Annotated in this window: 21 protein-coding genes; 13 read left to right on the top strand and 8 right to left on the bottom strand. The window is 34.1% G+C overall.

Annotation, left to right across the window (positions count from 1 at the left end; genetic code table 11):
- The first annotated feature begins 70 nt into the window (after positions 1 to 70).
- Both ade and uvrC read left to right on the top strand, forming a co-directional pair.
- A complete protein-coding gene (gene ade, locus M0051_RS11840) occupies positions 71 to 1,714 on the top strand; it encodes an adenine deaminase (RefSeq protein WP_306741740.1) in 1,644 nt (547 codons plus the stop codon).
- Positions 1,715 to 1,735: 21 nt separating this feature from the next.
- Entirely contained in the window at positions 1,736 to 3,538 is a 1,803-nt protein-coding gene (uvrC, locus tag M0051_RS11835) for an excinuclease ABC subunit UvrC (RefSeq protein WP_306741739.1), read from the top strand.
- A gap of 70 nt (positions 3,539 to 3,608) precedes the next feature.
- Here uvrC and M0051_RS11830 read toward each other — a convergent pair whose 3' ends face one another.
- The gene (locus M0051_RS11830; RefSeq protein ID WP_306741738.1) at positions 3,609 to 4,592 is read right to left on the bottom strand and encodes a lipoate--protein ligase; all 984 of its coding nucleotides are present in this window, start codon (positions 4,590 to 4,592) and stop codon (positions 3,609 to 3,611) included.
- 182 nt (positions 4,593 to 4,774) lie between these two features.
- Here M0051_RS11830 and dtd point away from each other — a divergent pair, with 182 nt between their 5' ends.
- From dtd to M0051_RS11810, 4 genes are all read left to right on the top strand, one after another.
- Positions 4,775 to 5,227: a D-aminoacyl-tRNA deacylase gene (gene dtd / locus M0051_RS11825; protein ID WP_306741737.1), complete on the top strand. Its 453-nt coding sequence runs from the start codon at positions 4,775 to 4,777 to the stop codon at positions 5,225 to 5,227.
- Positions 5,228 to 5,569, top strand: a complete 342-nt coding sequence (locus M0051_RS11820) for a nucleotide pyrophosphohydrolase (RefSeq protein ID WP_306741736.1) — start codon at positions 5,228 to 5,230, stop codon at positions 5,567 to 5,569.
- A 152-nt stretch (positions 5,570 to 5,721) separates the two neighbouring features.
- Positions 5,722 to 6,621: a deoxyribose-phosphate aldolase gene (gene deoC / locus M0051_RS11815; protein WP_306741735.1), complete on the top strand. Its 900-nt coding sequence runs from the start codon at positions 5,722 to 5,724 to the stop codon at positions 6,619 to 6,621.
- Between the two features lie 127 nt (positions 6,622 to 6,748).
- On the top strand, positions 6,749 to 8,659 hold the full coding sequence (locus M0051_RS11810; RefSeq protein ID WP_306741734.1) for a PAS domain-containing sensor histidine kinase: 1,911 nt from the start codon (positions 6,749 to 6,751) through the stop codon (positions 8,657 to 8,659).
- On the opposite strand, the gene M0051_RS11805 is transcribed toward M0051_RS11810, so the two are convergent.
- Positions 8,660 to 9,646 carry a polyprenyl synthetase family protein gene (locus M0051_RS11805; RefSeq protein ID WP_306741733.1) on the bottom strand — a complete coding sequence of 329 codons (987 nt, stop codon included), beginning with the start codon at positions 9,644 to 9,646 and terminating at the stop codon, positions 8,660 to 8,662.
- 203 nt (positions 9,647 to 9,849) lie between these two features.
- On the opposite strand from M0051_RS11805, the gene M0051_RS11800 reads away from it, so the two are divergent.
- From M0051_RS11800 to M0051_RS11785, 4 genes are all read left to right on the top strand, one after another.
- Positions 9,850 to 10,149, top strand: coding sequence for a helix-turn-helix transcriptional regulator (locus M0051_RS11800; RefSeq protein WP_120238039.1), 300 nt, complete (start codon positions 9,850 to 9,852; stop codon positions 10,147 to 10,149).
- Positions 10,150 to 10,192: 43 nt separating this feature from the next.
- Positions 10,193 to 10,642, top strand: coding sequence for a 6-carboxytetrahydropterin synthase (locus M0051_RS11795; protein ID WP_306741732.1), 450 nt, complete (start codon positions 10,193 to 10,195; stop codon positions 10,640 to 10,642).
- A gap of 165 nt (positions 10,643 to 10,807) precedes the next feature.
- Positions 10,808 to 13,582 (top strand): DNA polymerase I, encoded by a 2,775-nt coding sequence (polA, locus tag M0051_RS11790; protein ID WP_306741731.1) that lies wholly within the window; start codon positions 10,808 to 10,810, stop codon positions 13,580 to 13,582.
- An 18-nt stretch (positions 13,583 to 13,600) separates the two neighbouring features.
- Complete coding sequence (locus M0051_RS11785; protein WP_306741730.1) at positions 13,601 to 14,182, top strand: N-acetyltransferase; 582 nt, start codon at positions 13,601 to 13,603, stop codon at positions 14,180 to 14,182.
- 153 nt (positions 14,183 to 14,335) lie between these two features.
- Here M0051_RS11785 and M0051_RS11780 read toward each other — a convergent pair whose 3' ends face one another.
- From M0051_RS11780 to M0051_RS11755, 6 genes are all read right to left on the bottom strand, one after another.
- Positions 14,336 to 16,024: a S41 family peptidase gene (locus tag M0051_RS11780; RefSeq protein ID WP_306741729.1), complete on the bottom strand. Its 1,689-nt coding sequence runs from the start codon at positions 16,022 to 16,024 to the stop codon at positions 14,336 to 14,338.
- 255 nt (positions 16,025 to 16,279) lie between these two features.
- Entirely contained in the window at positions 16,280 to 16,477 is a 198-nt protein-coding gene (gene yidD, locus M0051_RS11775) for a membrane protein insertion efficiency factor YidD (RefSeq protein WP_245625798.1), read from the bottom strand.
- Complete coding sequence (locus M0051_RS11770; RefSeq protein WP_306741728.1) at positions 16,461 to 16,907, bottom strand: ribonuclease P protein component; 447 nt, start codon at positions 16,905 to 16,907, stop codon at positions 16,461 to 16,463. The genes yidD and M0051_RS11770 overlap by 17 nt, the downstream gene beginning before the upstream one ends.
- Positions 16,908 to 16,986: 79 nt before the next feature.
- Positions 16,987 to 17,745 carry a uroporphyrinogen-III synthase gene (locus M0051_RS11765; protein ID WP_306741727.1) on the bottom strand — a complete coding sequence of 253 codons (759 nt, stop codon included), beginning with the start codon at positions 17,743 to 17,745 and terminating at the stop codon, positions 16,987 to 16,989.
- Between the two features lie 37 nt (positions 17,746 to 17,782).
- Positions 17,783 to 18,673: a DUF4271 domain-containing protein gene (locus M0051_RS11760; protein ID WP_306741726.1), complete on the bottom strand. Its 891-nt coding sequence runs from the start codon at positions 18,671 to 18,673 to the stop codon at positions 17,783 to 17,785.
- A 108-nt stretch (positions 18,674 to 18,781) separates the two neighbouring features.
- Positions 18,782 to 19,588 (bottom strand): 5'-nucleotidase, lipoprotein e(P4) family, encoded by an 807-nt coding sequence (locus tag M0051_RS11755; protein ID WP_306741725.1) that lies wholly within the window; start codon positions 19,586 to 19,588, stop codon positions 18,782 to 18,784.
- 151 nt (positions 19,589 to 19,739) lie between these two features.
- Here M0051_RS11755 and M0051_RS11750 point away from each other — a divergent pair, with 151 nt between their 5' ends.
- From M0051_RS11750 to M0051_RS11740, 3 genes are all read left to right on the top strand, one after another.
- Positions 19,740 to 20,225, top strand: coding sequence for an RNA polymerase sigma factor (locus M0051_RS11750; protein WP_306741724.1), 486 nt, complete (start codon positions 19,740 to 19,742; stop codon positions 20,223 to 20,225).
- Positions 20,226 to 20,236: 11 nt separating this feature from the next.
- Positions 20,237 to 21,292, top strand: coding sequence for a hypothetical protein (locus tag M0051_RS11745; RefSeq protein ID WP_306741723.1), 1,056 nt, complete (start codon positions 20,237 to 20,239; stop codon positions 21,290 to 21,292).
- Between the two features lie 65 nt (positions 21,293 to 21,357).
- Positions 21,358 to 22,416, top strand: a complete 1,059-nt coding sequence (locus M0051_RS11740) for an outer membrane beta-barrel protein (RefSeq protein WP_306741722.1) — start codon at positions 21,358 to 21,360, stop codon at positions 22,414 to 22,416.
- Positions 22,417 to 22,420: the final 4 nt, after the last annotated feature.

The raw sequence follows: 22,420 nt of genomic DNA, 5'->3' as shown, positions 1-22,420 counted from the left end.
TTCTTGTTTTAGACAAAGGGATAGTTTCGGGCCTTTTTGTAAGTGTATTTATGCTCTTAAAATTTCTATCATGAGAGATCAAAATTTTAAAATATCGGGTAAAATCGTAGATGTAATTTCACGAGAAATTATTTCTGGTGAAATAGAAGTAGTTGATGGATGCATAAAATCAATTGTTCCAAAAGAAGATGTTCCCGACAGATATATATTGCCAGGATTGGTCGATTCTCATATGCATATCGAAAGTTCTTTGTTAATTCCAAGTCGATTTGCAGCCGAAGCGGTAAAGTGTGGAACTTTGGGTTTGGTTACCGACCCTCATGAAATTGCAAATGTATTAGGTGAAATAGGTGTAGACTTCATGATTAATGATGCAAAGAAGGTTCCGTTGGAAATTAAATTCGGAGTCCCTTCTTGTGTTCCGGCAACAAAACATGAAACCTCAGGCTTTGTATTAGATAGTAACATTGTTGAAAGTTTACTCAAAAGAGAAGAGGTAGTTTGCCTGGCAGAGGTAATGGATTTTGTAGGAGTAGTAGAGGAAGATCTTGAAGTACTCAAAAAAATAGTTGCCTGTAAAAAGTTAGGAAAAAAGATAGATGGTCATGCACCAGGTTTAAAAGGTACAGATCTGAAAAAATATGTTGCTGCAGGAATTTCAGCGGATCATGAATGTTCAACCATTGAGGAAGCATTAGAGAAAATTGCTTTAGGTATGATAATTCAAATTAGAGAGGGGAGTGCTGCAAGAGATTTTGATTCTTTATGCTCTTTATTCGAATCGCATCCTGATAAGGTGATGTTGTGTACAGATGATCTTCATCCGGATGATATGGCAGAAAATGGTCATATCGATTACTTAATTAAGAAAGGGCTGAATAAGGGATATGATATTTTTAATTTACTTCGTGCTGCAAGTTACAATCCAATTCACCACTATGGTTTGGATTTAGGATTACTTCGAATTGGGGATTCTGCCGATTTCATTGTGGTGGATAACTTTGAACAATTTTCAGTAATGGAGGCATATCGAAAAGGGGAGTGCATATTAAGAAATGGCAATCCTTCTTTTGAGGTTCATAACGAAATTCTATTGAATAATTTTAGTCGGAAGCCAATAAGTTTATCTGAGATTTCCGTTCAACCTAAGAATGGTAAAATAAAAGTAATGGTGGCCAAGGATGGAGATCTTATCACTGATTCTATTCTATGCGATCCAAAAGTTGAGAGTTCAAATCTAGTTGCTGATGTAGAGAATGATATTTTAAAAATGGTTGTCATGAGTAGGTATGACAATGGGAAACCAGTAGTTGGTTTTGTTAAAGGATTTGGATTAAAAAAAGGCGCCATTGCAGAAAGTATAGCACATGACAGTCATAATATTATTGCCATTGGAACTAGTGATAAAGAACTGGTACATGCCATTAATACTTTAATTGATTTGAAAGGAGGGATTGTAGCAGTTAATAATGGGGATAGTAAATCAGTAAGACTTGAAGTGGCAGGTTTGATGTCAAATAAAACGGGGAGTCAACTTTTGGAAGAATACTCAGACTTGTCGGAATTTGCGTCAGAATTGGGATCTGATTTTGAATCACCTTTTATGACACTTGCCTTTATGTCACTTCTGGTTATTCCAAAACTAAAGTTATCCGATAAAGGTTTGTTTGATGTTGACCAATTTAAAGTTGTCGATTTATTTGTCAACGAATAGTAATTCTCTCTTTTTGATTTGATGATTAAAAACAAAAACATTGACCATTTAAAATCTCTGATTTCAGCTTTACCTGAAGAACCAGGAGTGTATCAATTCTTCGATGAGAATAATACCATTATATATGTAGGGAAGGCCAAGAGATTAAAACGAAGAGTAGCCTCTTATTTTAATAAGGTACATGATAATGCTAAAACCAATATCATGGTCCGAAAAATTTTTGAGATACGACACATTGTTGTAAACTCTGAAGAGGATGCATTGCTTTTAGAAAATAACCTTATTAAAAAGCATCAACCTAGGTATAATGTATTGTTGAAAGATGATAAGTCTTTTCCTTGGATTTGTATAAAAAAAGAGAATTTTCCACGAGTGTTTGTTACGAGAAATCTTGTGAAAGATGGATCTGAATACTTCGGACCATATACGAGTGTGAAAATGGTGAGAACCCTTATGGATATGATTCGATCTTTGTACAAACTTCGAACATGTAATTTAAGCTTGAATTCGGAAGGGATTTTGAATGGAAAATTTAAAGTTTGTTTGGAATATCATATTGGCAATTGTAAGGCTCCATGTGAAGGTAAAATCAATCAGGAAGAATACAACGAAACGATTCAAGCGATAAGGAATATTCTCAAAGGAAATATTAGAATGGTTACTTCCCATCTTAAAGATAAGATGAATGAGTTAGCAATGGAGTATAAGTTCGAAGAGGCACATACTATTAAAGAAAAACTTGAACTTTTAGATAAATATCAAAGCAAATCTACTATTGTAAATCCATCTATTAATAATGTTGATGTCTATTCTATTTTAGAGGATGAAGAATCTGCCTACGTTAACTTCTTAAAAGTGGTAAATGGAGCAATTATTCAAGCACACACAATTGAGTTAAAAAAGAAAATAGAGGAGAGTAAAGAGGATTTATTACTTCTGGCGATTACTGAAATTCGACAAAAGATATATAGCACAGCCAAGGAGATATTGGTGCCATTCGAAATAGATTTGCCTTATACTGGGGTAAAATGCTTGGTTCCTCAACGCGGTGACAAACGAAAATTACTGGACTTATCTTTACGCAATGTCAAATATTACCGTCTCGAGAAGTTAAAACAGGGGGAAAAGTCGAGAAAACAATCAAATTCAGATCGAATAATGGAAAGAATGAAAAACGATTTGAGACTGAAAGATCAACCGATTCACATTGAATGTTTCGATAACTCCAATATACAAGGAACAAACCCAGTTGCTTCTTGTGTTGTATTTCGAAACGGCAGGCCTTACAAAAAGGATTATCGACATTTTAATATTAAAACAGTTGTTGGTGCTAATGATTTTGCCTCGATGGAAGAAATCATTTATCGTAGATACAAAAGATTGCTGGATGAAAATCAGACATTACCTCAGTTAATAGTTATTGATGGGGGAAAAGGGCAATTGGGTGCAGCTCTAAATAGTTTGGGTAAATTAGATTTACGAGGTAAAATTTCTGTAATAGGTATTGCAAAGAAATTAGAAGAGATTTATTTCCCTGGTGATCCTTATCCATTATACCTAGATAAGAATTCAGAGACATTAAAAATCATTCAACATTTAAGGAATGAATCGCATCGATTTGCTATTACATTCCATAGGCAAAAACGTTCGAAGGCATTCATTGGTTCCGAATTGGATAAAATTGATGGAATCGGTCCAAAGACTGTTCAAAAGTTAATCCAAAGGTTTAAGTCTGTTGAAAATGTGAAGAAGGCAACATTAAATGAAATTTCAGAAGAAATTGGGAATTCAAAAGCCTTAAGTGTTTGGAAATACTTTAATTAGAATGTTTTATCTAAATAGAATTATAGATTGTAATTTACTCCTTTATAGACATTTACAAGAATAGAAGTATTTAGAAAAATAACTGGTATAGTTGTTTGGAGCTTATTTTATTAAAGTATAAATCTAAATTAATATCATTAAGTTTTTTGTAAATCAATGAGTTAATATGATTTTCACCTTTAATGTTTTCTAAAAAACAATCAAAATTTTTTGGTTTGATACAATTACCTGAAATGTCAAGTTTTGTAATGATTCCTTTTTCAATTTGCATTTCGATTTCTAGAATTTTACCTGAAGGGTAATTACAAATTTTTTCGAACTTGTAATTCGGGGAATATCCATAGTTCCATTCCCAACTTTCGAATTTAGCTGTTTTTAAATTTTCAATGGTAGCAATGTCTTCATCTGAAAAAGTAAATAGTTTGGAATTTGGATAGGTTAGAGCAAATTCATGAATCACCTTATTTGCAAAATCAGAAATGGAAAGCGAAGAGGAAAGATAGTCAGAGATATTGGTTACACGGCTTCTAATAGATCTTACACCTCTATCTTTGAACTTCAATGGATTTACCTTCAATAGTTGGTTTAAACGCTTTAAATCGCTTGAAAAAAGCATTGTGCCATGCTGCATAACTTTGTTCTTGTATACATGTGATGCATTGCCAGAAAATTTTTTCCCATCGATCGTTAAATCACTTTTTCCTTCGAATTTTGCATTTACACCAAGTTTTTGCAGTGCTTTGATAATAGGAGAACTGTAGCCTTTAAAATCGACCAACTTTCCTTTTTCACCTTTTTTAATCAGGCAATAGTTTAAATTTCCGAAATCATGATAAACGGTTCCACCTCCAGATAAACGACGAACTACAGGAATATTTTCTTCATTCACTCTATCAAGATTAACCTCTGCAAGTGTGTTCTGATGTTTTCCCACCACCAAGGAGTCTTGATTAATATATAAGAAAAAGAAATCTTCATCATAGTTTTTAAGAAGATATTCTTCGCAGGCAAGATTGTAATATGGATCGTTTGAATTGCTAATGAAATAATTCATGATTTAGATTTTGTTTTGCTAACACAAATATGATTAATATTTTGTGAAATGTCTTAATTTAGACTCAATTTTAATAAGTTGTTTTTTTTGAACATGGTATCGATTTCATCAATGAATCTTACTCAGAGAAACTTATCTTTAAAATCAAAAATAGATAATAACATCTTAATAAATATTTAGTTATGCGTGTTGTAATACAGCGAGTAAGTAAAGCATCTGTAACAGTTGAGAACAAAGTTGTTGGTAAAATTGATGAAGGCCTGATGATTTTGGTTGGAATTGAAATTGATGATAAGAAAGAAGATGCAGATTGGTTGAGTAAAAAGATTTGTAATCTCAGAATTTTTGATGATGAAGATGGTGTAATGAACAAATCATTACTTGATGTAAAAGGCAACATATTAACAGTTAGTCAATTTACCTTACATGCCAAGACCAAGAAAGGGAACAGACCATCATACATAGCAGCTGCTAAACCTGATATTTCAGTTCCTCTATATGAGTACTTTGTGGATAAATTAAAAAATGAATCAGGAGCAAATGTAGAGACAGGAAAATTTGGTGCTCATATGGAAGTTGCTTTGGTGAACGATGGACCAGTTACGATTTTAATAGATACTAAAAACAAAGAATAGATGGATAATTTAACGATTAAAGAAGCCCAAAAAAGAGTGGACAACTGGATTAAGGAGTACGGTGTTCGCTATTTTAATGAGCTTACCAATATGGCTATTCTTACTGAGGAAGTAGGCGAGGTTGCCAGAATCATTTCTAGGAAATATGGTGAGCAATCGTTCAAAGAAAAAGATAAGGAAATTGATCTGGCAGATGAAATGGCCGATGTGCTTTGGGTGTTGATTTGTTTGGCCAATCAAACTGGTGTTGATTTGAACGAAGCATTGATTAAAAATCTCGATAAGAAAACAAATCGAGATGCGAATCGGCACAAAGAAAACACGAAACTTTCTACGGATTAATTAAATAAGATCAAAATCAGACACAAAGAACTGTTTTTTTATATAGTTTTGTGGCTTTACGAAGAGTACTGAAAAGTACGAAATGGAAAAATCAGCGAATGTATTCGCAACCGGTTAAAATTTAATTAATTACATTTTTGAAACGTCAAAAAATGAAGAAAAACATTTTAGAGATCTTGAAAACGTACAATTTGGAATTGAACGATCAAGAAGTAGCAAATCAAGTTAAAGAGATTATTGCTTCTGATTATGATTCATTGTACAGTGTAGAGAATTTAAAGAAGAACTTTTCGTTAATCGATTTAACAACTTTAAATTCTACAGATACACACGAAAGAGCCAAAAGTTTTGCTGATAATGTAAATAACTTCCGGAATGATTTTGACATGCCAAATGTTGCTGCCATCTGTGTATATCCATACCAGGTGCCAACATTAAATGAAAACTTAAAAGCAGAAGGAGTAAATATTGCTTCTGTGGCCGGTGTTTTCCCATCTTCTCAATCATACATTGAAGTTAAGGCATTAGAATGTAAAATGGCTGTTGAAAAAGGAGCCGACGAAATTGATATTGTTATTTCGATTGGAGCATTCCTTGCTGGTGATTATCAAACAGTATTCGATGAGATTGTAGCTCAAAAAGAAGCTTGTGGAAAAGGACATTTGAAAGTGATTCTAGAAACTGGCGAGTTAAAAACAGCAACGAATATTAGAACTGCTTCGATATTAGCAATGGAAGCTGGTGCAGATTTTATTAAAACATCAACAGGTAAAGTTCCTGTTAATGCAACTTTAGAAGCTGCTCATATCATGACTCAAGCAATTGCTGAATATTATGAGAAAACTGGCAGAATGGTTGGATTTAAGCCTGCAGGGGGAATTTCAACAGCGAAAGATGCCATTGAATTTTACTCAATTTCTAATAGAAACTTGGGAGAGAAGTGGTTGAACAATGAGTACCTAAGAATTGGTGCATCAAGTTTGGCAAACAATCTTCTTACCGAGATTCATAAATTGGAAACAGGAGAGGAAAAGACAATCACATATTTTTAAAATTGTGAATATAATTTTATATAAGAGTCGGAAATTTTTTCCGACTTTTTTCGTTTAATGTAAAAAAACGTTTAACTTCAGAAAAAATATTGATAATATAAATCACCCTGCTGTTAATTTTAACTCGATGTACAAAGAATCCTCAGAACATCTGTTATTAAGAATAAAAGAACTTGAAGCTGAGTTAAAAGCTGTTAAACAATCATTTGGAGCAAAATCTGGTTTGGTAAAACATTTATTAAGAAATGCCAAAAGCCAAACTCAAGAATATTTATCTGTAATTGATACTGATTTTACTATTGTGGAAGTGAATCAAAATCGTTTAAAACAACTTTCCCAAAAGAGAAACGAAATAATAGGTAATAAGTGCTATAAAGCTTTTTACGATTTAGATAAAGAATGTAAAGAATGTACTGTTAAAGAGGTTATAAATTCAAGAAAAGTAAGTCGCTTTTTAAAATCATACGATCTTAATAATGCCATTAAATTTGAGGAAAAATCGGTCAGCCCAATTTTAAATGAAGAGGGTGGAGTTGAACGATTGGTTATTGAGAGTAAGGATATTAGTGGTTATTATCAACTTGTAGATAAAGTAGGACAAAGAGAAGAGTTTTTCAAAAATATTTTTGAATCTGCTGGAGATGCATTTTTAATTCATGACTCCAATGGTAATATTTTGGATTTTGGATCCAAATTACCTGTTTTATTAGGATATAGCGTGGAGGAGTTTAAAGGATTATCGGTAATTGACATTGATGATCCTCGTTTTTCCATGAAATTTGGTAGTCGCCAAGAGCATATGAAAGAGAAAGATCATTTGCTATTTGAAACTGAATTGATTCGTAAATCAGGAGAAAGAATACCAGTTGAAATAAGTGCAACGCTTATCCCTTTACAAGGGCAAAGGCTATTTTTCGTTTCTCTTCGAAATTTAGAGAAACGTAAAAAAGCAGAAGAAGATTTAAAAATAAGTGAAAAGCGATTCAGAACTTTAGTCGAGAATGCTCCGGATCTGATTATGCGATTCGACAAAAACTACAAACATTTGTTTGTTAATTCTGCTACGAAAACACTTTTGAACATTGAACCTGAGGAGTTTATTGGAAAAACGCACGATGAACTTGGTTTTCCAGAACACATGTGTAAGTTTTGGGAGGAAGAGATGAATAAGGTTTTTCAAAGTTCAAAGTTAAAAGCTGTTGAGTTTTCAATTCAGGTCGATGGAGAAGACAAATATTTTGATTGGCAGTTAATTCCAGAGTTTGACGAAGAAGGTCAAACTGAAACTATTTTAGCAGTTGCCAGAGACATTACCGCTCGTAAATTGAACGAAAGGGCATTGGAAGAAGCTGTAAAAACAAAAGATAAATTCTTTTCAATTATCGCTCATGATTTAAAAAATCCTTTTAACGCGATGTTACCAATCGTGCATATTTTAAAGGAGAATCATATTGATATGAAAAGAGAACAGCTTTCTGAAATGATTGAATTAATTGATTCTTCGGTGAAACAGGAATACAATCTTTTGAAAAACCTTTTGGAATGGTCAAGAGCACAAACAGGAGCAATTAAATTAAAACCTGAGAGCATTCAGCTTCGAGATCTTTTTGATTCAAATTTACTTCTTCATAGGGCAGTAGCCGAGAGTAAAAATATTTCCATTGAAGTAGATGGTAATCCGAAAGCCAATGTTTTGTCTGATAAATATATGCTTGAAACCGTAATTCGAAATTTGGTTTCTAATGCATTAAAGTTTACCGAAACAGATGGAAGTGTAAAAATTCAAATTACAGAGGATAAGAATCAAGTAATTTGTAGTGTTCAGGATAGTGGAATAGGCATTAGTCCTGAAAATCAGCAAAAATTATTCAGAATTGATACCAATTATACCCGATTGGGAACCAAAGAAGAGTCAGGTACAGGCTTAGGGCTTATACTTTGTAAAGAGTTTATAGAAAAAAATGGAGGAAGCATTACAGTGCAAAGTGAAGTAGCTGTAGGCAGTACATTCACTTTTAGTTTGCCTAAAGCTAATTAATTATTTTGTTCTCGAGATGGTGTATTCTACCAGCTCTTTCAAAGATGTATTGGCTTCAGATTCAGGAAAATTAGACAATATTTCTAATGATTTCTGTTTGTATTCCAGCATTTTGTCTCGTGTGTAGTCAATACCACCTTTTTCCTTCACAAACTGAATTAATTCATTCACTTTCTCAGAATTCTTGTTGTGCTTTCTAATGATTTTAAGAGCCCATTTTCGTTCCTTATCAGAAACATTTCTAAGAACATATATCAATGGGAGAGTGAGCTTCTTTTCTTTAATATCATTACCTGTTGGCTTGCCAATATTACCCTGTTTTTCGTAATCGAATAAATCATCCTTCATTTGGAAGGCAACTCCCAGGCATTCTCCAAATCTCTTTAATTTTTCTTGTTGATCTTTTGTTGCTCCAACCGATAAAGCTCCAAGTTGAGTACAAGAGGCAATTAAACTTGCTGTTTTTTTGTAAATGATATCAAAATAAACATCTTCTGTAATATCAAGCTTACGTGATTTTTCCAGTTGTAGAAGTTCCCCTTCACTCATTTCTCTAACAGCATCCGAAACAACTTGTAACTGATCGTATTCCTTATTTTCCAGTGCAACTAGCAAGCCTTTTGAAAGCAAAAAATCACCTACCAAAACTGCGGCTTTTGATTTCCAAAGTGCATTAATAGAGAAAAAACCTCGTCTTTCGTAGGCTTCGTCAACAACATCATCATGAATAAGTGTTGCAGTATGTAGTAATTGAGTTAATGCAGCAGCAACGTAAGTCGATTCTTGAATATCACCTATTAGTTTGGCACTAAGAAAAGTAAGAATAGGTCTTACTTCCTTACCTTTACGTTTAATAATATAATTATTAATAATATCTAACAAGCGAACCTTACTTTTCATCGATTCCTTAAAGTAAGAATCGAACTGTTTCATTTCCTTCTCAATAGGAGCTTTAATAATACTAATACTGCTTTTTTTCAAACTCATAGAAACCAAAGTTAATAATTTAAACTTCTCATGGAAGCCTTGCTGGATCTAAATTTTCAGATACAAATATCTCGTTTTTATTAAGACTACAAATAAATTATATACAAAACGAGAAATTTAAATATTTCGATATGATTATGCCTTTCATTCACGAATATATTTATATATTTGCATTTGATAATTTACGTGATTAATCTTAGTGTATGAAAATTAAAGAATTAGAACCTGAAAAACTGGAGCAGGCGGCGAATATGCTAAAAGCAATCGCCCATCCAATGAGAATTGCGATTTTGGGTTATCTGGAAGACGGTAAGAAACTGACGGTGACTGAAATTCATGAATTACTAAAAATAGAACAATCTACAACTTCTCATCATTTGGGAATTTTAAAGGATAAAGGTGTTCTTTCATCAAAGCGTGAGGGAAAAAACACTTATTATTTCTTAAAACACTGTAGTTTGAGTAATATTGTTGACTGTATCAGCAATTGCACACATGGATAAAGAATTAAAACCGGATAAAACCGGTTTTTTTATTATATAAACAATGGCAAAGATTAGATTAACAAAAGAGTTCCGATTTGAAATGGCACATGCCCTATGGAACTATGATGGATTGTGTAAAAACATTCATGGTCATTCTTATATTTTATTTGTTACGGTAATTGGAGAACCAATAACCGATAAAACAAATCCTAAATTAGGAATGGTAATGGATTTTGGAGAACTGAAGGGGATTGTATCAGAGGAGGTTGTTGATCAGTTGGATCATGCATTGGTTCTTAGCAAGGATACGCCAAATATCGATCAATTAAATATCCCACAAATGTTCGATCGATTTTTTGTAATGGATTATCAACCAACCTGTGAAAATATGATTGCGGATTTTGCAGAAAGAATAAAAGCAAGACTACCTGAAAGAGTGGAGCTTCATTCATTAAAACTGCACGAAACAGCAACTTCATTTGCAGAGTGGTATGCTTCTGATAATGAATAATATCTTAAAAATATAGGATGAGCCCGAATGATATATTCGGGCTTTTTTATTGCTATTAGTTTGCAATACATCCTGTAATTATTCATTAATAATTACTCATTGATAATTGCGATAGCAGTATTATCTTGTACTTTTGTTTGGATACATTTAATACATATATTTTTTATGCACTCATCAGCTAGCAACTCTGGCAAAAAGCTATTCTTATTAGATGCTTTTGCCTTGATATACAGATCGTATTACGCATTTATCAAGAATCCAAGATTTACTTCAACAGGCATTAATTCTTCTGCCATGCTTGGATTTACCAATACTCTACTTGAAGTTTTGGAGAAAGAAAAACCATCGCACATTGCGGTTGTATTTGATCCTGTTGGACCAACCTTTCGACATGAGATGTTCAAAGAGTACAAAGCTCAGCGACCTCCTATGCCTGAGGATCTTCGCAAATCGATTCCTTACATTAAAAGCATTATTCAAGGTTTTAATATTCCAGAATTGGATGTGGAAGGTTTTGAAGCAGATGATGTTATTGGAACACTTGCAAAAAAAGCTGAAAAGAAAGGCTATACAGTTTACATGATGACACCCGATAAGGATTATGCCCAGTTGGTGAGTGAAAATATTTTCATGTACAAACCGAAACGATCTGGAAAAGAAGTGGAAGTTTGGGGATTGCCGGAAGTTCGTGAAAACTTTGGAGTTGAAACAGCAGATCAAATTATTGATTATTTGGGATTAATGGGAGACTCTGCCGATAATATTCCAGGCTGTCCAGGTATTGGACCAAAGACTGCACAAAAATTGATTGGATTGTATAAATCAATAGATGGACTCTATGAGAACACCGATCAGTTAAAAGGAAAGCAGAAAGAAAAAATTGTGGCTTCTGAAGAGCAGGTTCGATTTTCGAAAGAGTTGGCAAAAATTGCATTGAATGCTCCTATAGATTTTGATGAAGAGAAATTTAAATTGATAGATTTCGATGAAGCCAAGTTAAGAGCTGTTTTTCAGGAATTGGAATTTTTTACAATTGCTGAAAGAGTATTTAAAAACCAAACTGATCTTTTTGTCTCTCAGACTGAGAAATCTACGGATAGTATTTCGACAGGAGAAAAAGAAATGATTCTCAGAGATGTAAAATCACTAAATTCTAAGTTTTTTATTCTTGATAATGAGCAAGTAAGATCTGATTTGAAAGCAGAATTATGTGTTCAAAAAGAATTTGCTTTTAGAACAATTTTGTCTGATTCTGATCCAAACACCTCAAAATTGAGAGGACTGTGCTTCTCATTTAAGAGTGACAAGTCTTTTTTTGTTCCATTTCCGGAAAATTTGGAAGAAGCCAAAAAAGTGGCCCAGGAATTCAAATACATTCTCGAAGATGAGAATATCATCAAAATTGGTCACGATTGCAAAAAAGACATTTTAGCACTTCGTTGGTTGGGCTGTGAAGTGAAGGCTCCAATTTTCGATACCATGATTGCGCATTACCTGATTCAACCGGAATTGAAACACGAATTCTCATTTGTTGCCAATTCAGTATTGAACTACAATGTAATTCAGGAAGAGGTGAAGGGGAAAGGCAAAAAGGCTCAACTGAGTTTGATGATGGAACCTGAACCTATAAAACACGATCAGTATTGCGAAGAAGTTGTACTATGTTTAGAGCTTAAATCAGAGCTTGAAAAGCAAATGGAGGACAATGGCCTAATCAAGTTGTTTAATGAGGTAGAAATGCCTCTTATGAGCATTCTGGCTGATATGGAATTCAATGGCGTGTCGCTTGATGTTCCAACCTTGAATGATTATGCAAAAGTGCTAAACGAAGAGGTTAATGGGATAGAAGCCGAAATTAAAGAAATGGCAGGTGTTGAATTCAATGTAGCTTCACCAAAACAGTTGGGAGAGGTCTTGTTCGAAAAAATGGAATTGGACAGCAAAGCCAAGAAAACCAAATCAGGACAGTATTCAACTTCCGAAGCTGTACTGGCCAAACTCAAGGGCAAGCACGAAATCATCCAAAAAATATTGGATTTCAGATCGCTGAAGAAATTGATTTCGACCTATGTGGAAGCCTTACCAACCTATATCAACCAGGCATCTGGGAAAATTCATACATCATTCAATCAGGCTGAAGCCGCAACGGGAAGATTGAGTTCTACCAATCCAAACCTGCAGAACATTCCAATTCGAACAGAACAGGGAAGATACATCCGTAAGGCATTTGTTCCTTCATCGGATCAGCACATATTCCTTTCTGCCGATTATTCGCAGGTAGAATTGCGTTTGATGGCACATATGAGTAAGGATAAGAACATGATTGATGCTTTCAATCACGCAGCAGATTTCCATCAGGCAACAGCAGCAAAAATTTATAAGCTACCAATTGAGGAGGTTAGCAAAGACATGAGATCTCGTGCGAAAACTGCCAATTTTGGTATCATTTACGGTATTTCAGCTTGGGGATTGGCCGAAAGATTGGACATCTCGAGAAAAGAAGGAAAAGAGCTTAAAGATGGCTATTTTGAATCTTATCCTGAGGTAAAAGCTTTTATGGATGCCAGTATCGAGAAAGCACGTGAGGATGAATATGTAGAGACCTTGATGGGACGTAGAAGATATTTAAAGGATATCAATTCGAGCAATGCTATTGTGCGTGGAGTGGCCGAAAGAAATGCCATTAATGCGCCAATCCAGGGATCGGCTGCCGATGTAATCAAAATTGCCATGATCAACATCGACAAGCGTATGAAAAAGGAGGGAATGAAATCGAAAATGATTATTCAAGTACATGATGAATTGAACTTTGATTGCCTAAAATCGGAATTGGAACAAATGAAGGTAATCCTTCGTGAAGAAATGGAAAATGCCGTACAGCTTTCGGTACCTCTTACCGTTGATATGGGAGTAGGAGAGAATTGGCTGGAAGCACATTAAAGGTTGGAATCTAATAATATGAGAATTAGAAAAGCGAGGGCAGAAGATTCCGGAGTAATTGCATCGTATATGATGTTGGCAATGGAGGATATTGTTTATGGGTTTATTGGTGAAAATTCATTCGAAAAGGCAATTCAACTTATAGAATGCCTGGTTAGAAAAGAAGCAAATCAATATTCTTATGAGAATTGTTGGATAGTAGAAGAAAACAAGCAAATTGTTGCAGTAGCCAATATTTACGATGGAGGGAGTTTATATGATCTTAGAAAACCCGTTGCTGATCAAATTAAGGTGATGTTTAACAGGGAATTCAATCCAGAGGATGAAACACAAAATGGAGAGTTTTATATTGACTGTATTGGAGTAAATCCTGATTGGCAAGGTAAAGGTTTAGGTACTAAATTACTTCAATTTTTGATTGAGGAATATGTTTGTAAAAAACAGGTACCAATTGGTTTGTTGGTAGATAATGATAATCCAAAAGCAAAAAGATTGTATTTAAACTTAGGTTTTGAAATCATAGGCTCTAAAATTCTGGCAGGGAAAAATATGGAGCATTTACAAATAAAAAAGTATTCATCTCAATCGAGTAAATATTAAAACTAATCTTGAAATCTTTATTGCTTAAGTGTCTGTATTGATTAAGAAGCTTAACAAACAAAAATCTCATTCCTTCTAAAGAAAGAATGAGATTTTTAAATATCAATTTTATTAGCTTCAGGCAATTATCTTATCCTTTGCCTTATCTATTTTTTACTTATTAATTGCATGCAATCCAATGCTGCCATTTAAAATACCTGCGTATTCATCATTGCTTTTAAGAACTTCAATGGCGCGAAGTAAAGTCTTATCATCTCGTAGGCTGAATTCTATGCCTCCTTTTTGATAATGGTATCTCTTCACTATTTCATGAGCCAGGAGCTCTTTTAATTCATCTTTGAAGCGTTGCATGTCTCGATCTAAATTAGGAGCTAATTTAGCCTCTAAAGCAGCAAATTCATCAGTCGAAATATCAAAGTTCTTTTCTTCTTTGGCCGATTTCTTTAGTGCTTTTAGGATCTCAGTACTTTCCGATTTGTAAGAGAAATCTTTACTTTCCTTTACAAACTTCACAAATTCAGTAAAAAGCTCATCGCTGACTTCAAATTCTTTGGCTGAAGCAATGCTTTCGTTGCTGTTAGCATATAACGTAGCAAAATCAAAGAACATGAAATCACGTATCATATTTACACTTAAAATACTATAGGTATCAGGATCTATTTTTACATCAGGAAGAATACCCCCACCATCGTAAACCTTTCGACCATTTTTAGTGTGATATTCAGTAATCAATGAATCAGCAATCTTACCAACGCTACCATCTTCGTTTCTGTTGCTGTAATCCAAAGCCTGAATACATCTTCCACTAGGAATGTAATACTTGGCTGTAGTTACCTTTAATTTGGTGTTATAAGTAAGATTTCTCGTAGTTTGAACCAATCCCTTTCCAAATGTTCTATTCCCGATCACAACACCTCTGTCAAGATCCTGAATTGCTCCAGAAACAATTTCTGATGCCGAAGCCGATCCTCTGTTTACCAATACAGCGATAGGAATTTCTGAATCAACAGGCGACTTTGTTGCTTTGTAGCTTTTGTCCCATTTAGAAACTTTCCCTTTGGTACTAACAATATCTTCACCTTTGTTCACAAAAAGGTTGGTAATTTCAATGGCCTGATCAAGCAAACCTCCTGGGTTTCCTCTTAAGTCAAGTATAATCGATTTTGCATTTTGTTCCTTTAATTCTTTCAATGCATTTTTTACCTCACCTGCCGATTTGTTGGTGAATTGGTTAAGGTGAATGTATCCGATAGAGTCGGTAATCATGCCATAATAAGGAACCGATTTTAGCTGAATTTTTTCACGAACCAACTTTTTCTCCAAGGTTTTCTTTACTCCTGGGCGTTTAATTTTAATGGTAAGCGGAACGTTAGGCTGGCCTTTTAACAGATTGCTCACATCATCGGTACTTTTATCTTTGGTGGATGTTCCATTGATTTCAAGCATTACATCCCCAGCTTTTAAACCAGCTTTATATGCAGGAAATCCTTCGTAAGGCTCTGCAATAATGACTTCATCTTTGTGTTTACTGATTAAAGCTCCAATTCCAGCATACTCACCAGTTGTCATCAATTTAAAATCTTCAATATCTGATTCTGATATGTATGTGGTATATGGATCGAGAGTTTTTAGCATGGCATCCATACTCTTTTTTACCAAGTCACCCGGATCAATTTCATCTACGTAAAACAAGTTCAATTCTCTGAACATGGTGTAGTAGATATTCAGGTTTTTACTGATTTCAAAATTTCTCTCGTCCCTGCTGAACCCGAAAAATGCTGCACTACAAAACAGTAGAATAGCCAGCATCCAAATGGCTCCTCTTTTTCCTCGAAGCTTCATATATTTCTGTTTTAATTGATATTTTTAATTAACCCTTGCGGAGATTTCCCTATCAAACACTAATCACTTAGCAGTATAATTTTATTAGTAGGTAATAACAAATATAGCTAATCCCATTGGAAATCTATCACCTTTAACATTTCTTAACCCTATTGTACTGAATTACAATGAATGTGCATGGTGATTTATAGTGGTATTACGGTTGTGAAGTGAAATGGTTCAATAAAAGTAGATTAGAAAGTAATAAAAATCCTTTCAAGGTACAGGATCATGACCATGCCCACCCCAGGGATGACAAGACAAAATTCTTTTGATAGCAAGATAAGATCCTTTAAAAGGACCGTGTTTTTTTAGAGCTTGAATGGCGTAGGAAGAACAGGTAGGAGTGTACCTACAAGCAGAAGGAGTAAGAGGAGAAATAAAATACTGATAGAACTTAATCGGCAGAATCATGATGAACAGAGCTGCCTGTTTCAGTAGGTTTAGAATGTTTTTCATATTCTCTAGGAATTCGTTGCAATGCTTTCTTCAATTGCTCTTCCATATCCTTTGTTTCCATGATTTTTTTAGGAAGGTATACAAGCATAAAAGCAATTTGAACCTCTTTTTTCTCTAATTCTTCGTAAAGCTTATGCTTATTTAAACGGTAAATTTCCCGAATTCGTCTTTTTAAAAGATTTCTTTTTACCGCATGTTTAAAGTTTCTTTTCGAGACTGTTATGGCAACTTGTGCCGGATAATCGGAATGAAGATTAGCAGCTTTCCATACCACTCGAAAAGGATAACAGGTAAATCCGTTCCCTTCGGAAAATAGTTTGCCAATAAGAATCTTGTGAGTGAGTCTTTCAGCTTTTTCAAAAGTAAAACGTGTCTTACGTGTCATTCTGTTCTGGATTATACTACAAAAATCGACAAAAAAAGGGGAAAACAAATTCCCCTTTTTTTATTTATGTTGTTAAAGACTATTTGTCTTTATTGTCTTTGTTATATTTCTTGATGAATTGATCCAAAGCCATAGTCATAGATGGAGCTTGTGGCATTGGAGCCTGAATATCAAGTCTTAACTTCGCATCGTTTACTGCTTTTGAAGTAGCAGGACCGAATGCTGCAATAATTGTATTGTTTTGCTCAAAATCAGGGAAGTTTTGTAACAAAGAAGCAATACCTGATGGGCTATAGAAAGCCAAGATGTCGTAATTTACATCTGCTAAATCAGATAAATCACTACTTACGGTACGATACAAAATTGCTTTCGTATACTTGATTTTGTTTTTATCAAGCAATGCAGGGATTGATTGTTTATGAATATCTGAAAGTGGAATCAGGAATTTTTCTGATTTGTGCTTCACGATAATATCCATTAACTCTTCAAAACGTTTTTCTCCAAAGAAGATTTTTCGTTTTCTGTAAACGATATACTTCTGAAGATAGAATGCAGTTGATTCAGAAATACAGAAATATTTCATATCATCAGGAACTGTAATTCTTAAGTCCTCACAAACTCTGAAAAAATGGTCAATAGCTGTTCTACTAGTAAAAATAACAGCTGTGTGATCCAAAATATTGATTCGTTCCTGTCTAAATTCTTTGGTTGATACACCTTCAACTTGGATAAAAGGACGAAAATCAATTTTCAAATTGTATTTTTCTGCCAAATCAAAATACGGTGACTTTTCGGTTTGGGGTTTGGGTTGCGATACCAGTATAGTCTTGATTCTCAAAACACTAGAGTTTAGTTCAACAATTCATTACACCGCCTTATACCAATGATTTTAACAGTTTGTAAATCACAAGTAAGGGCAAAATTTCCAAGGCACAAAGGTACAAAATCATATAAAATATTGAAACATGTTTGCGAAATAATATTTTAATCCCTCGAAATAGACGGAATAAATAAAATATTAAAGCAATAACTAAACCAGCGTTTAGTAGTAAATATGCGGCAAAATCAGCTATGAAAGGTACACTTAAGGTAATGGGCAAAAGAAAAATTCCAAGATTTTTATTGTAGATAAAAACGTTGTGAAGGTATTCTTTTCCCTCTTTTACACCATCAAAAATGTATGCCAATGTTCTTATAACGACAAATTTTCCGAAGTAAATTATCAGGAAAACAGCTAAAGTATAAAGGAAGCTAAGCAAGTTTGTTTTGATACCAAAATCGGAATACCAATAGTTGTAATAGAGTACTGCAAAAAATGAGGCATTAATAAAAAACAATCCATTCAAGAAGATACTTCCTCGAAGGTTTCTCATATTTTTTTCCAGGAACAAATTGTTCGAAACTTGGTAATTTACAATTGCATCAATAAGACGTTGCAGGTATTTACCGAATGAAAACCGAATAATTGCCATCAGAATCACTACAAAAAGACTAACTCCAACCATCCAATCACTTTGAGAGGTTTCAATTAATTTTCCTTCTTTGATTAAAGGTCGTTCAATACTATCAGTTGAAATTGAATCTCTAAGTGAGATGTGATTCAGGTGAATCGAGTCTGTTATGGTACTATCTGCAATAATTTCGGCTGTTTGACCAGTCGTATCTTTCCCATTATTTAAGCTATCTAGCTTAAAATTAACTTGAAGAGAAGAATCTTGAAATGCCGTTTTATGAACGGGAGAGACTGATGAGTTGATGAAAACCATTATAATTCGTGTACCATTACCACTAATTAATTACAAAGATAATTTTATTTTATTGAGCTCTTGCATGTAGCAAAAGAAAGCCCGTAAATTTCTTACGGGCTATTGAGTTTATATTTCTTCGTATCCAATGAGGCGTTTTACTCTAAGCTTTTCTTTTTCATCTGCATTGAGTTTTTTATCACTCTTTAATACTTGTCTTTCCCATGAACCATACATCGGGTTAGGCAGTACAATAAATTTCGCTCCAAAAAGATCTTTCATGGCATCAACTTTTCCGAAACCATAATTTTCCGATCGATCTTCTAAAATTTCATCAAAATCTCCAATATTATCACCAGCAAGAATCAGAATGTCATGAGTTTCGCTCACTTTATTTCGTCTTACAGTTTTTACGCTTGTATTGGTTTTAAGCAGAATGTGTGCTTCATCTGCAAAAGGAAAACCTAGTTTTTTAAGGTTTTGTAATGTTTTCTTTGCGGCAGAAGTATCTCTGTTTGAGATGTAAAAAGTTTCAACTCCTTTCGATTCTGCATATTTTAAAAACTCTAAAGATCCAGGAGTAGCCTGAGCTTTTGCCATATCGGTCCACTCTTTCCAAGCTGCTGATGAATAAGATTTACCAGTTCTTATAGAGTTAGTTTCGAATGGACTATTGTCTAAAACTGTCTCGTCAATATCAACCACAACCGCTTTCGCCTTATTACCCGAATAACTTGCCAACTGTTTGTCTAAAGATAGTTTGGCAGCGTTAAATGCCTGATAGTATAAAGCTCTGCACTCTGATGCTCTCTGATACCATATGGTAGCCATTACCAAATGTTCATTTGGGTTTTGTGTATCCTTATTGTTCGCAGGATTTTGCTGACATGCAAACAGGCCGGAAGCGATTAGAATCGCAAAAAATATTTTTCTCATGTGAGTTTGTGTTATAATTTTAAACTTTCACCTTCGTTTGGTGATCGGATTTACACGGAAAGGAAAAATAAATGGTTTAAATTCGAAGATAATAAAAAATAGCTGTAACATTTCAAATATGTTGTCCGTCCTAGATATGAAACTGGCCTAAATGAACACTGTAGAGTACAATAAAAGCGTAGACAAGTATGCCGATGGCATGTTTCGCTTTATCCTCAAAAACATTAAAGATGAGGATAAAGCGCGTGATATCGTACAAGACAGTTTCGAGAAGTTGTGGCGTAATATTGAGAATGTAAATTATCAGAAAGTAAAGTCATATCTTTTCACAACGGCTTATCATACCATGATCGATTTGATAAGAAAAGAGAAAAGAAAAGAAGATTTTGAGAATGTTGATGTAAAAGAATATTCACATTCGGAACAGTATAGCGATTTAAAAGAGGTTTTAAATATTGCATTGGAGAAACTTTCAGATGTTCAAAGATCTGTAATACTATTGAGAGATTATGAAGGATATTCCTATGCAGAAATAGCCAAGATTACAGATTTAAGTGAATCGCAGGTGAAAGTTTACATTTACAGAGCCAGGAAAAATTTGAAAAGTTTCATTGGTAGTATAGAAACATTGGTGTAGCAAGATTGATGATGAGAAGAATAGACAGACACAATTACGAAGAATTCTTTCTTGATTATTTGGAAGGAAATTTAAACGATTCAGAGAAGAAAAATCTGGAAAGTTTCCTTGCGCTTAATCCTGATTTAAAGGAGGAGTTGGAAGAAATGTGCCTGATTGAGTTAGAGGAGGAGAACATTACTTTCGATAAATCATCATTGAAACAGATTCCTTTTGAAACAGATTTTGAGGATTTCTGTGTAGCCAAACTGGAAGGTGATTTAGAACGAGAAGAAGAGATTTCCTTCACGAAATATTTAAATGATAATCTTATTGGTAAAGCTCAATATCAATTGTATGAAAAAACCAAGCTTAAAGCTGATATTGATATCATTTATCCCGATAGGGAAGAGTTAAAGAGAAAGGAACGTAAGATTATTCCTTACTGGATGATTTCCGGAGTGGGAATTGCAGCATCGATATTGCTTCTTTTTTCAGTTTGGAATACTTCTATTTCTGATAAAAATGCAGAGCAGGTTTCAACTAAAAAAGTTGCTTATAATGATTCTGTAAAAAAGAAGGTGGTGATTACACCAACAAAAGATTCCAATAGATTGGAAAAATTGGTAGGAATTAATTCGGAATCGAAAACAACAAAGCAAGAATCGGTTGAAATAGACAATCAAGAAGTTGAAAAAGTGATTGCAAAGAGCCAATCAATAGAAAACAAGCAAGTTACAGATCAGATAGTTAGTTTGCCTAACGTCATTAAAACAGCGGAGTTTAAAGTTTTAGCCAATGTTGAAGTGAAAGAGCAAAAAATTGAGGTTTCAAATCAGGAAAAGGAAATAAATGAGGTTCCTGTTAATTCTGGTTTGGATAATCTAGGCATGTCGTGGAAGTCAAGCGTAAAAGCGAAAAGAAAAAGCAATTCATTGCTTTATGCGGTTGCAAAAATGGGAGTTGACAAGATAGGAGAGATTGCTGGAAAGAAAGTGCAGTTGGAAAAACAATACGATTCAGAAACAGAAAAAACGCGTTTAAGATTCAATACCAAAGGATTAGGCTTTTCTACTTCAATAAAATAAAAATTACCTGTAACTAATGGAGTGTTGATTCGTCTTACCCATAGAATTACCTAAAAAACATTATTATGAAGAAATTACTTGTAATGTATTTTGCACTTGCAATTGGATGTAGTGCTTACGCTCAAAATACAATCGATACTTTAAAGACAGATACACTTAAGAAGAAAAAAATCTTAATTGAAGATAGCTGGTCCAATAAAAAGAAAAAAGCCAAAACCAAGAAAACTTTTCAGCAGTTTGAGCACCAGGATACCATGAAAGTGGAGTTCATGAACAAAGATGTTGTTAAGGCTGTACAAACCGAAAAGGGAGGGAAGGTTAAGGTAGGTAGGATTGGAAAATTTGCTTATCAGGAAGGTAGGGATACTACTAAAATAAGAATTGGAGGAAAGCAGATTAACATTATAGATGGTTGGCACGGAACCAGAATTAAGATTGAGAAAGTGCACCCTTGGGATCCAGACCAAGATAAATTCTTTATGGAAAAAGAACCTGAATTTAGAGGACACTGGGCAGGATTTGAAATGGGAATAAATGGTTTTGCAAACGAAGATTATACAGGGTATTCCTATGATTTTATGGAATTGGATATGGCAAAATCTATTGCCGTTAACCTAAATTTTTTACAGTACGATATCAGCTTACAAAAAGAAAGAAATACAATTGGTTTGGTAACGGGTCTGGGTTTAGAGTGGAACAACTACAGATTTGATAATGATATTACTTTGCAAAAAGTGAATGGAGTTATTCAACCTCTAGATTTGTCTGTTCAACATCCTGATTGGAATATTAAAAAGACAAAACTAACAACGCTTTACCTTACGGTTCCATTATTAATGGAATTTCAAATTCCAGTAAAATACAAGAAGAGAAGAGTTCACATGTCTGCTGGTGTTGTGGGAGGATTAAGACTAGGTTCTCATACCAAAATCAAACATGGAGGCGATAAAGATAAAGATCATGATGATTTTAAGTTGAAAACATTGAGATATGCAGCTCATGCTCGCATTGGTTACCGTTCTTTGAACTTTTTTGCAACTTATGGTTTAACCGAATTATTTGAAAGTGGCAAAGGACCCGACTTAACACCATTTACAGTAGGAATTACCTTGGTTAGCTTTTAAAGTT

Origin of the sequence: Marinifilum sp. D714, from assembly GCF_030851345.1 — a bacterium.
Taxonomy (GTDB): domain Bacteria; phylum Bacteroidota; class Bacteroidia; order Bacteroidales; family Marinifilaceae; genus Marinifilum.
This window is presented reverse-complemented; position numbering and strand designations above follow the sequence as displayed.

Coding starts and splice junctions, on each gene's coding strand:
- ade (WP_306741740.1), top strand. CDS start 71: ATGAGAGATCAAAATTTTAAAATATCGGGTAAAATCGTAGATGTAATT.
- uvrC (WP_306741739.1), top strand. CDS start 1,736: ATGATTAAAAACAAAAACATTGACCATTTAAAATCTCTGATTTCAGCT.
- M0051_RS11830 (WP_306741738.1), bottom strand. CDS start 4,592: ATGAATTATTTCATTAGCAATTCAAACGATCCATATTACAATCTTGCC.
- dtd (WP_306741737.1), top strand. CDS start 4,775: ATGCGTGTTGTAATACAGCGAGTAAGTAAAGCATCTGTAACAGTTGAG.
- M0051_RS11820 (WP_306741736.1), top strand. CDS start 5,228: ATGGATAATTTAACGATTAAAGAAGCCCAAAAAAGAGTGGACAACTGG.
- deoC (WP_306741735.1), top strand. CDS start 5,722: ATGAAGAAAAACATTTTAGAGATCTTGAAAACGTACAATTTGGAATTG.
- M0051_RS11810 (WP_306741734.1), top strand. CDS start 6,749: ATGTACAAAGAATCCTCAGAACATCTGTTATTAAGAATAAAAGAACTT.
- M0051_RS11805 (WP_306741733.1), bottom strand. CDS start 9,646: ATGAGTTTGAAAAAAAGCAGTATTAGTATTATTAAAGCTCCTATTGAG.
- M0051_RS11800 (WP_120238039.1), top strand. CDS start 9,850: ATGAAAATTAAAGAATTAGAACCTGAAAAACTGGAGCAGGCGGCGAAT.
- M0051_RS11795 (WP_306741732.1), top strand. CDS start 10,193: ATGGCAAAGATTAGATTAACAAAAGAGTTCCGATTTGAAATGGCACAT.
- polA (WP_306741731.1), top strand. CDS start 10,808: ATGCACTCATCAGCTAGCAACTCTGGCAAAAAGCTATTCTTATTAGAT.
- M0051_RS11785 (WP_306741730.1), top strand. CDS start 13,601: ATGAGAATTAGAAAAGCGAGGGCAGAAGATTCCGGAGTAATTGCATCG.
- M0051_RS11780 (WP_306741729.1), bottom strand. CDS start 16,024: ATGAAGCTTCGAGGAAAAAGAGGAGCCATTTGGATGCTGGCTATTCTA.
- yidD (WP_245625798.1), bottom strand. CDS start 16,477: ATGATTCTGCCGATTAAGTTCTATCAGTATTTTATTTCTCCTCTTACT.
- M0051_RS11770 (WP_306741728.1), bottom strand. CDS start 16,907: ATGACACGTAAGACACGTTTTACTTTTGAAAAAGCTGAAAGACTCACT.
- M0051_RS11760 (WP_306741726.1), bottom strand. CDS start 18,673: ATGGTTTTCATCAACTCATCAGTCTCTCCCGTTCATAAAACGGCATTT.
- M0051_RS11755 (WP_306741725.1), bottom strand. CDS start 19,588: ATGAGAAAAATATTTTTTGCGATTCTAATCGCTTCCGGCCTGTTTGCA.
- M0051_RS11750 (WP_306741724.1), top strand. CDS start 19,740: ATGAACACTGTAGAGTACAATAAAAGCGTAGACAAGTATGCCGATGGC.
- M0051_RS11745 (WP_306741723.1), top strand. CDS start 20,237: ATGAGAAGAATAGACAGACACAATTACGAAGAATTCTTTCTTGATTAT.
- M0051_RS11740 (WP_306741722.1), top strand. CDS start 21,358: ATGAAGAAATTACTTGTAATGTATTTTGCACTTGCAATTGGATGTAGT.